This is a genomic window from Chloroflexota bacterium, from assembly GCA_040902225.1.
Taxonomy (GTDB): domain Bacteria; phylum Chloroflexota; class Limnocylindria; order QHBO01; family QHBO01; genus CF-167.
This window is the reverse complement of record JBBDXT010000001.1, coordinates 1-8,090: the sequence shown is the minus strand read 5'-3', so window position 1 is coordinate 8,090 and position 8,090 is coordinate 1. Positions and strand designations below refer to the sequence as shown.

The 8,090-nt window shown below is 67.8% G+C and carries 6 protein-coding genes, 2 tRNA genes and 1 rRNA gene; 4 read left to right on the top strand and 5 right to left on the bottom strand.

What is annotated here, in order from left to right:
* Window positions 1-333: 333 nt before the first annotated feature.
* The 3 genes from WEB29_00045 (at window position 334) to WEB29_00035 (ending at window position 1,331) form a co-directional block, all read left to right on the top strand.
* Window positions 334-410 (top strand) — tRNA-Ile (locus WEB29_00045).
* A gap of 23 nt (window positions 411-433) precedes the next feature.
* A complete protein-coding gene (locus WEB29_00040; protein ID MEX2135333.1) occupies window positions 434-1,216 on the top strand; it encodes a F420-0--gamma-glutamyl ligase in 783 nt (260 codons plus the stop codon).
* 39 nt (window positions 1,217-1,255) lie between these two features.
* Window positions 1,256-1,331 (top strand) — tRNA-Ala (locus tag WEB29_00035).
* 213 nt (window positions 1,332-1,544) lie between these two features.
* Here the strand turns inward: WEB29_00035 and WEB29_00030 are convergent.
* From WEB29_00030 to WEB29_00010, 5 genes are all read right to left on the bottom strand, one after another.
* Window positions 1,545-1,937, bottom strand: coding sequence for a hypothetical protein (locus WEB29_00030; protein MEX2135332.1), 393 nt, complete (start codon window positions 1,935-1,937; stop codon window positions 1,545-1,547).
* Between the two features lie 89 nt (window positions 1,938-2,026).
* Window positions 2,027-2,440: a hypothetical protein gene (locus WEB29_00025; GenBank protein ID MEX2135331.1), complete on the bottom strand. Its 414-nt coding sequence runs from the start codon at window positions 2,438-2,440 to the stop codon at window positions 2,027-2,029.
* Window positions 2,437-2,700: a hypothetical protein gene (locus tag WEB29_00020; protein ID MEX2135330.1), complete on the bottom strand. Its 264-nt coding sequence runs from the start codon at window positions 2,698-2,700 to the stop codon at window positions 2,437-2,439. The genes WEB29_00025 and WEB29_00020 overlap by 4 nt, the downstream gene beginning before the upstream one ends.
* 69 nt (window positions 2,701-2,769) lie before the next feature.
* Window positions 2,770-5,559, bottom strand: coding sequence for an AAA family ATPase (locus WEB29_00015; protein MEX2135329.1), 2,790 nt, complete (start codon window positions 5,557-5,559; stop codon window positions 2,770-2,772).
* 233 nt (window positions 5,560-5,792) lie between these two features.
* Complete coding sequence (locus WEB29_00010) at window positions 5,793-7,121, bottom strand: adenylate/guanylate cyclase domain-containing protein (GenBank protein MEX2135328.1); 1,329 nt, start codon at window positions 7,119-7,121, stop codon at window positions 5,793-5,795.
* A gap of 378 nt (window positions 7,122-7,499) precedes the next feature.
* Here WEB29_00010 and WEB29_00005 point away from each other — a divergent pair.
* Window positions 7,500-8,090, top strand: a 23S ribosomal RNA gene (locus WEB29_00005); the annotation flags it as partial.

Sequence of the window (8,090 nt, the reverse complement as noted above, 5' to 3'; positions counted from 1 at the left end):
GTAACAAGGTAGCCGTACCGGAAGGTGCGGCTGGATCACCTCCTTTCTAGGGAGAGCCCGATCCGCCGGTTCGCCGGAGGATCCAATCTTCCAGGTCGATCGACCAGCTCAACGCAAAGGTCCGTTCCCTCGAGGGGGAACGGGCGCCCGCGCAAGCGGGACGAGCTGTTCGCCCTCGAACCTACAGACCTTCCGTCGACCACGCGGGTTCCTGTCACTCTTCAGCCGCTCAAGGCACCACAGCCGTCCCGCAGGCCGGGGCGGCTGTTCGCTTGTCCGGTGCCCGTCACCTTGCGCCCATGCGTGAGGTGCGGGTACCATGCCGCCCCGCGAGGGCGTTTAGCTCAGCTGGTTAGAGCACTGCCCTGATAAGGCAGAGGTCTCTGGTTCGAGTCCAGAAACGCCCACCATCCACCTCCTAGACCGATGGAGCATGCCCGTGCCGGAGCCGGCCGACCGCCCGACGGGAATCCTGGCGGAGCCGAACCCGGACCGCGTCCTGCATGCAAGCCTGGACGGCACCGTCTACGCACGTCACCCGGTCCGCACGCACCTGGTGACCGATGCCGATGACGCGGTTGAGGTTGTCCGCCGCCATGCGACCCCGCTCGACGCGGACGTCCTCCTCGTCGCCGTCAGCGAGCGCATGGTCGCCATCACCCAGGGTCGCTCATACCCCATGAGCAGCATTCGCCCCGGTCGCCTCGCCCGCTTCCTGGTCCGGTTCGTGACACGTCCGGGCTATGGGATCGGGCTCGGGACGGCCGAGACCATGCAGCTGGCAATCAGCGAGGTCGGCGCGCCGCGCATCCTGCTGGCCGCCCTGGTCAGTGGCCTGACCAAACCAATCGGGGTCCACGGGCTCTTCTACCGGATCGCCGGGCGCCAGGCTGCGGCCATCGACGGCCCGACCAGCTACACCATCCCGCCCTATAACAAGTCAGCGACACTCGGACCGAAGGATCCCGACGGGGCGGCGCGGGAGATCTCGCAGGTCCTGGGCATCCCGGCGGCGGTGATCGATGCCAACGACGCCGGCTGCAACGTGCTCGGGCTGACGCGTGACCTGGAGCGGCGCTTCGTGGAGCGTCTCTTCGCCGACAACCCGCTTGGGCAGGCTGGGGAGCAGACCCCGATCTGCGTCGTACGCCGCGTCGACTGGCCGGATGGGGGGCCGCTGCCGGCCGAGCCGCGGAGGCGGCTTACCCCTCCATAGCGGAGGCCGGTCCGGGGCGGTACCATGCCCCGCGCCGATGGGGATGTAGCTCAGCTGGGAGAGCACCTCCTTTGCAAGGAGGGGGTCAGGGGTTCGAGTCCCCTCATCTCCACCATTCCATCCGGTACCTGCCACGGTTTCGAGCCCGTGGTGGCCACCAACCCTTACTTCACGCTCGAACTGACCCCGCAACGACGCTCTCGTTTAGGCATCGGGCGTAGCCCAGCGCCCACGACCGTAGTAATGGTCGCCCTAGTCGGGTCGCGGCAGGTGCGATGGACCGCCCATTGGGCGGTCCATCACGAACAGTTGCGCCGTCCCGTTCCTTCTACGGAAGGGCGGTCAGCTTGACGTAGGTGCTGAGCCCGCCCGCGGTCGAGCCGAGCGTCCAGCCGGTAGGGGCGGGCCTTGAGGCGTCCTGAGTCCGCAGCTGGATCACGATGCCGCTCGTCATGCACACGCCGGAGCGCACGACCTGGTTTCCGTCGACACCGTCGGGCCCAAGCAACACCTTGTCAGTCGCGTTCGGGCACACGGCGGGGTCCAACAGGTACTGCTCGGTCGTGACGCCCAGGATGGCTGGGAAGAACCCGATCGGCGCGTGGCCTGGCTCGGCCTTTCCGTCGTGGATGTGCCAGTTGTTTGCGTTGTCGCTTGCCGCGACAGGAGCGGAGACAAAGACGGCGGTCAACACCGTCGCAAGAATGACAAACCGACGCATTTCTTACCTCTCTTGTGTTCCTGACGGGACGCGCCCCCCGCACCCTTGTGACGGCACGATGGGAATGGCGTCCCGTTTCCCGCCGGCGACTACGAGCTGGCGGGCATGATCTGGATGGTGCCGATGAAGCGGCCCGTGTCGGGGTCGACAAGCTGGCTCTGTTCCTGGACCTGCGCACCGCTCAGCCAGCCGCTCGTCACGGTGCCGTTCAATACCACGCGTCCAGTGCTGAAGTTGATCTGGCCGCTGACCGCTGCAGTGAACGATCCACCGGGTGACGCGACTTCGACGGTGGCTCCGAAGTGCTGCGTATTGCCGATGACGCTCTTGTCGAAGAGCCACATCTCGATCGTGCCACCGCCCTCCACCGTGCCGACGTAGTAATCGGGTGCGGCCCACTGCTTCTCGAACCCGAGGACGATCGGCCGCTGCGCCGCCGCAACCGGTGTCCCGACGAGGAGGATCGTCACGAGTGCCACGACGATGCTCATCAACCTGTTCACCACTCATCTCCTTGCGCTAGCGTCATTTCCATCAGGGGTTGGAGCGTTCGCGCGCGCCGGCTGCTGCCGGAGACGGCAGCCATGACCGCTTCGCTCGATCCAATTGGGTCGAACGCCCAGCCCTCCACGACCACCCCCGTCGATCGGTGGTCACCAACGAGGGCAACGCGGGTCACACCCAGGCGCGCGAGCGCCGAAAGCGCGTCCGAGCGAAGGCAGGCCTTCGTCCGGGCCGGCATCAGCACCAGCAAGATCGCCATCGTCACACCTCAGCCTCGGGGGTTCGCCGTGACGCTATGGGTGACGGGCACTCCGGATCATCGGGGAATTCATGTACGTTTCGTTCCCACTTCTGGCAGGCGCGCCGCGAGCTCGGTGCGGTTCCGGACCTCGAGCTTGCGGAAGAGGTTGACGAGGTGGCGCTCGACAGTCTTTGGGGAGAGGAAAAGTGTCGAGGCGACCTCACGGTTGGTTGCACCTGCGGCGACGAGGCGAGCCACCTCCCCCTCTCTCGCGGTCAGCGGCGCGCCAGCTGCGCCGCGACGCCAGGTGCGCACGCCGAGCGCCCGCAAGGACTGGTCGGCCAGGTCGCGGATCGTCGCCGCCCCGCGGTCCCGGGCCGCAACCGCGGCATGCTCGAGCTCGACCACCGCTCGCTCGTCGCCGATGGCCGCCAGGGCGCGCCCGAGGTCGAGCCGGATCCAGAGCACGGCGAGCCGGTAGGGGGATGGCTTGGCAGCAGTGAGCGCCGCCTCGAGCGCGGCGACACGCTCCTCGGGCCCGGGCGCCGCGAGCGCACCGGCGTGAAGGCGTGCCAACCTGTCGAGGTCATCGAGCGGAAAACCGAGCCCATCCCTCCGCTCCAGAGCAACCCGCGCCGCGTGGTCGTCGCCGATGCGGCTCAACGCCTCGGCCGCTAGCAGCAGCAGCTCGCCAGTGCAACGGGGACAACCCACGGAGGCGGCACACGTCTCGGCGGCTTCGAGCTGCGTGCGGACGATGTCTGCCGCGACCTCACCGTGCAGCCGGGCGGCCCAGACTGCTCGATCGCCGAGGAGCACGATGCGCTGGTGCTCATTGGCCTCCTCCGCAATCTCGCGCTCCAGGAGTGCCAGCCCTTCTGCGACGTAGCCGCGCTCGAGCCACACGCTGGAAACGACGCGCGCCACCCGGTGTCGAGCGCGTGGGACGTCGCCGACGCGTTGCGCGAGCTCGCTCGTCTGTCGGACGACTCCCTCAGCCTTCTCGAGCTCGCCGATCAGCGCGAGCGTACGTCCCAGCCAGAAGCCCGCATCGACGGCGAGCCGCGGCAGGACTGCACGGTGCGTCTCTGCCCACACCCGGCGGAAGCGCGCCACCGCCTGCCGCACCCGCCCGTTCTGCCGCAGCGCTACGCCGAGGGCGAGGGTGGCCTCAAGCACCTCTTCGAGCCCGACGCCGCGGGCCGCCGCCTCCCGTTGCTCCGCAGCGCGCAGCAGCGCCTCCGGATCGCCCTGCTGCATCGCGGCTTCGTACTCCAGGCGCAGCGCATCCAGCAGGGCGCGTTGGAGCTCCGGATGGTCAGGTCCCTGGCGGGCTCCATCGTTTGCCAGCCGCCTGGCGACCGATGCCGCTTCGCGGGCCAGCGCGCGACCCTCCGGCCCGCGCTGCTCGAGCCACAGGCAGATCGCTGCCTCGTGGATCGTATGTTCGAGGCTCAGCACCGGATCGTCGGCGAGAAGCTCCCGGCTTCGTGACAGGAGCTCACGTGCTTCGTCCGCCCTCCCGAGCGCATACGCCGCGCGCGACGCCTCGAGCGCGGCCGAGGCGCGCGTCGCAGGAGCGTGGGCCCGCTCCGCCACCAGCGACCACCGTTCCAATGCCTGTTCGTGCTCGCCGAGCTCGTGGGCAAGCGCCGCCACGTCGGCCTGGAGGGCAACGGTTTCCGGCGCCAGTGGGTCAGCCTCGTCTGCCAGCGCACCCAGCTCCTCGACGCCATCGGTCCCCAGCAGCCGACGCTGCGGCGAGCTTGCCAGCGTCTTGGCGAGGGCCAGGACGGAGAGGCCGGCTGCCCGACGATGCTCCAGCGCAAGTCGCAGGAGCTGGAGATCTCCTCCTGCGTCGCGTTCGAACCGGGCCGCGAGCCGACGATGGGTGCGAAGGCGAACCTCCTCGGGAAGCTGTGCGACAGCGGTAACCCGGATCAGGTCGTGGGCCGGCTGCGCGCCGCCCTGGTGCATCTCGGCCAGTCCTCGCTCGACGAGCGTGTTCAGGGCGGTCTCGACTCGTGCAGGCTGGCGGTCGAGAAGCTCGGCGGCCAGAGCGGCCGAGATCGGGCGTCCTGACAGGGCCAGCGTTCCGAGCAGCATGGCAGTGTCGCGACCCGCCCCTCGGAGGCGGCGCGTGAGCACCTGTTGCAGCCCATCACCGGCTTGAGCGTAGAGAACGAGCGCTTCAAGCCAGAAGGGGATGCCCTGCGCCCGTCGCCACAAGGCGACGGCGGCCTCGGTGTCGAGCCCCGGATCGAGCGCCTGGGCCAGCGCCGTTCCGTTCTTCTGGTCCAGGGGTCCCAGATCGATGCGGTGCACGCTGGCAACCGGCAGGGTATCGAAGAGCTCCTCCCCGCGTCCGCCCGGCCGTGTCGCCGACAGAACTGAAAGTCGCTGCTTAGACTCGGAGGCAGCACGTACCAGGTAGTGGCACAACGACAGCGACAGCTCGTCGATCCACTGCAGGTCATCGATGACAATCAGCGCCGGCTCGATGGTGCAAAACGTGCGACGGGCCGCCTCGAAGATCCGGAGCGGCTCGAAGGTGCCGGCGGCGGGGTGTGCCCCCTTGGTTGACCTGTCACGGAGCGAGCCGAAGACCAGCGCATCCAAAGCCTCGCCGTGTCGTGGGATGGCGGCCAATGCGCGGACGAGGCCTGCCGCGGATGAGAGCGGTACGTGCTGCTCAGACTCGAAGCCGACGACCGCGAACGAGGGGACCCGGGGTGCCAAGCGGCATGCCTCCGCGAGGAGCCGGCTCTTTCCACTACCTGGGACACCGGTGACCAACACTGCGGCGGGGCCAGCCGACGTCGCGACGACGCGCGCCAGCGCTCGGAGCTCTTGGCTTCTCCCGACGAAGGTCGTCACACGAGGAGCCTACGCCGCGTGAACCGCCGCGGGAAAGAGTCGGTCGGGACCGACGTGTGCCGAGGGACTGGGTGCAGGGCGACGCGCAGGCTGACGATCGGGTGGTCGCCCGAAAACCGGAGGGTCGACCAACCCGTGGTCGTACAACTGAGGCGATCTCGCTGAGACCCTGAGGACCGCGCGCCGGACCGGGGCGGCTCGCCGTAACCGTAACCTCGCCAATGCCGCCCGCATTAGAGAACGGTGTACAGGCGCCACTCGTCCGGGACGCCCTTTAGCACCTGCGTGCCGCGATCGGCGAAGGCGATTCCCGAGCCGGCCACGAGATCCTTGACTGTGCTCGACGCGACGACCTCGCCGGCGCCAGCGGCGGCCATGACGCGCGAGCCGATATGCACCGCCAGCCCGGCCACGTCCTCGCCATGCCGCTCGATCTCGCCGGTGTGCAGCCCGGCCCGGATTTGGAGCCCGGCGAGCCCGGCTCCGTCGCGAATCGCCAGGGCGCACCGCACTCCACGCGCTGGGCCGTCGAAGATTGCGAGAAAGCCATCGCCAGCCGTGTCGATCTCCTCGCCGCGCCAGCGCCTCAGGGCACTGCGAACCTCGGCCCGATGCGTCTCCAATGCCTCCCGCCAGCGGCGGTCACCGAGGCGCACCGCCGTCTCGGTTGACGCGACCACATCGGTGAACAGGACCGTGGCCAGCACGCGGTCGGGATCCGGCGCCGGACGGACGCCGGTCAGGAACGCCTCGATCTCGGCAAGCACGGCATCACTGTCTCCCACCCAGAAGAGGTGATCGCCGCCGGGCAGCTCCACGAACGACGCCGCCGGGATGCGCGCCGCGATCCAGCGGCCCTCCTCGACCAGCGCATCCCGATCATCGGTCCGATGCAGGACGAGGGTGGGGACGCGAATGGTCCCCAGGATGGCGCCCACGTCAATCTCCGTGTTCATGCGCAGCAACTGGGCCGCTGCTCCGGGACTGGCCGAGCGCCGATAATACGTGGCCAGCTGGCCCAGGAAGGCCGCGTCATCCGACCGGCTCGGGACCAGCGGGCGGACCAGGTCCTCGGTGACCCAGTCGCGCTCGATCTGTTCGATGGTCGCCGCACGATCCGTGTCGCTCGGCGCCCAAGGGTAGTCTGGGCTGCGACGGCGACGGGCGAACATGCCGAACGTGACCAACGCTCGCGTCCGTTGCGGGTAGGTGGCGGCGAACAGAACACTCATGCTTCCGCCCTCGGAATGGCCGAACAGCGCCGCCTGCTCGGATTCCGCCGCATCCAACACTGCGTGGACGTCGTCCATCCGCTCCTCGAGGGTGGGCAGCCGGTCATTGGAGACACGATCCGAGAGGCCGGTGCCCCGCTTGTCAAACAGGATCAGGCGCGAAAAGGAGGCGAGCCGTTCCAGGAAGGCGGCGAGACCGGGTTGTTCCCAGCACTCCTCGACGTTGGAGACCCAGCCAGGGACGAAGATCAGATCGCGCGGTCCGTCGCCGACGACCTGGTATGCGATATGCAGGTCGCCCGATCGGGCATATCGGGTCCGAGACGGCATGGTGCGGCACAGGCTAGCAGGCACGCCCCGGCGCCAGCCTCATGAGGCCCATCGCGTCAGGATTGGTCTCCTTGACCCTAAATCGCGCGGAGTGCTACAGTATCCGTCCCTCGCGGGAAGGCCGGTGTGGTCGGCCCGCGATCGTTGTGAAAAGCCCCAACAGTCATATCCCCTGATCGCTGCGCGCGACCCTCGTTGTGCTCATCGGTCAGCGGATAACGCTGAGGCTTCGTCTCGACGAGAGACGGACGCGACCTTAAGAACCGAAGACTGGAAGCATCGATTTCGTCGAGGATGAAATCCGAACGCCTCGCGCGGTAAAGAACCGCGCGAGAACCGACGCCATCGGCCAGCACCGTGCTAGCCGCGTGAGCGTTAGGTCAAGCTACTAAGGGCGTGCGGTGGATGCCTTGGCGCCAAGAGCCGATGAAGGACGTGGCAGGCGACGAAATGCTTCGGGGAGCTGCGAGCAAGCGTTATCACCCGGAGATGTCCGAATGGGGAAACCCACCCGGGGTAATGCCCGGGTACGTTCGACTGAATTCATAGGTCGATCGAGGAAACCGAGGGAACTGAAACATCTAAGTACCTCGAGGAGTAGACAGACATTCCGTGAGTAGTGGCGAGCGAAAGCGGAGGAGCCCAAACCCCGGTTGCGTGACAGGTTGCAGCCGTTGCAGTCGGGGTGTTGTAGGGCCGGCCCGCGGTGCACTGCACTGCCCGCAGGGAGTTACAAATCGGTTCGCTAGCAGAAGTGGCATGGAAAGGCCAGCCGTAGAGGGTGACAGCCCCGTAAGCGAAAGCGAGACCGACTCCCGGCCGAGTCCCTGAGTACCACGTGGAAGGTCTCTCATGTGGGAACCCGGGCGGACCACCGTCCAAGGCTAAATACTCTTGGCGACCGATAGCGAACCAGTACCGTGAGGGAAAGGTGAAAAGCACCCCGGGAGGGGAGTGAAATAGTACCTG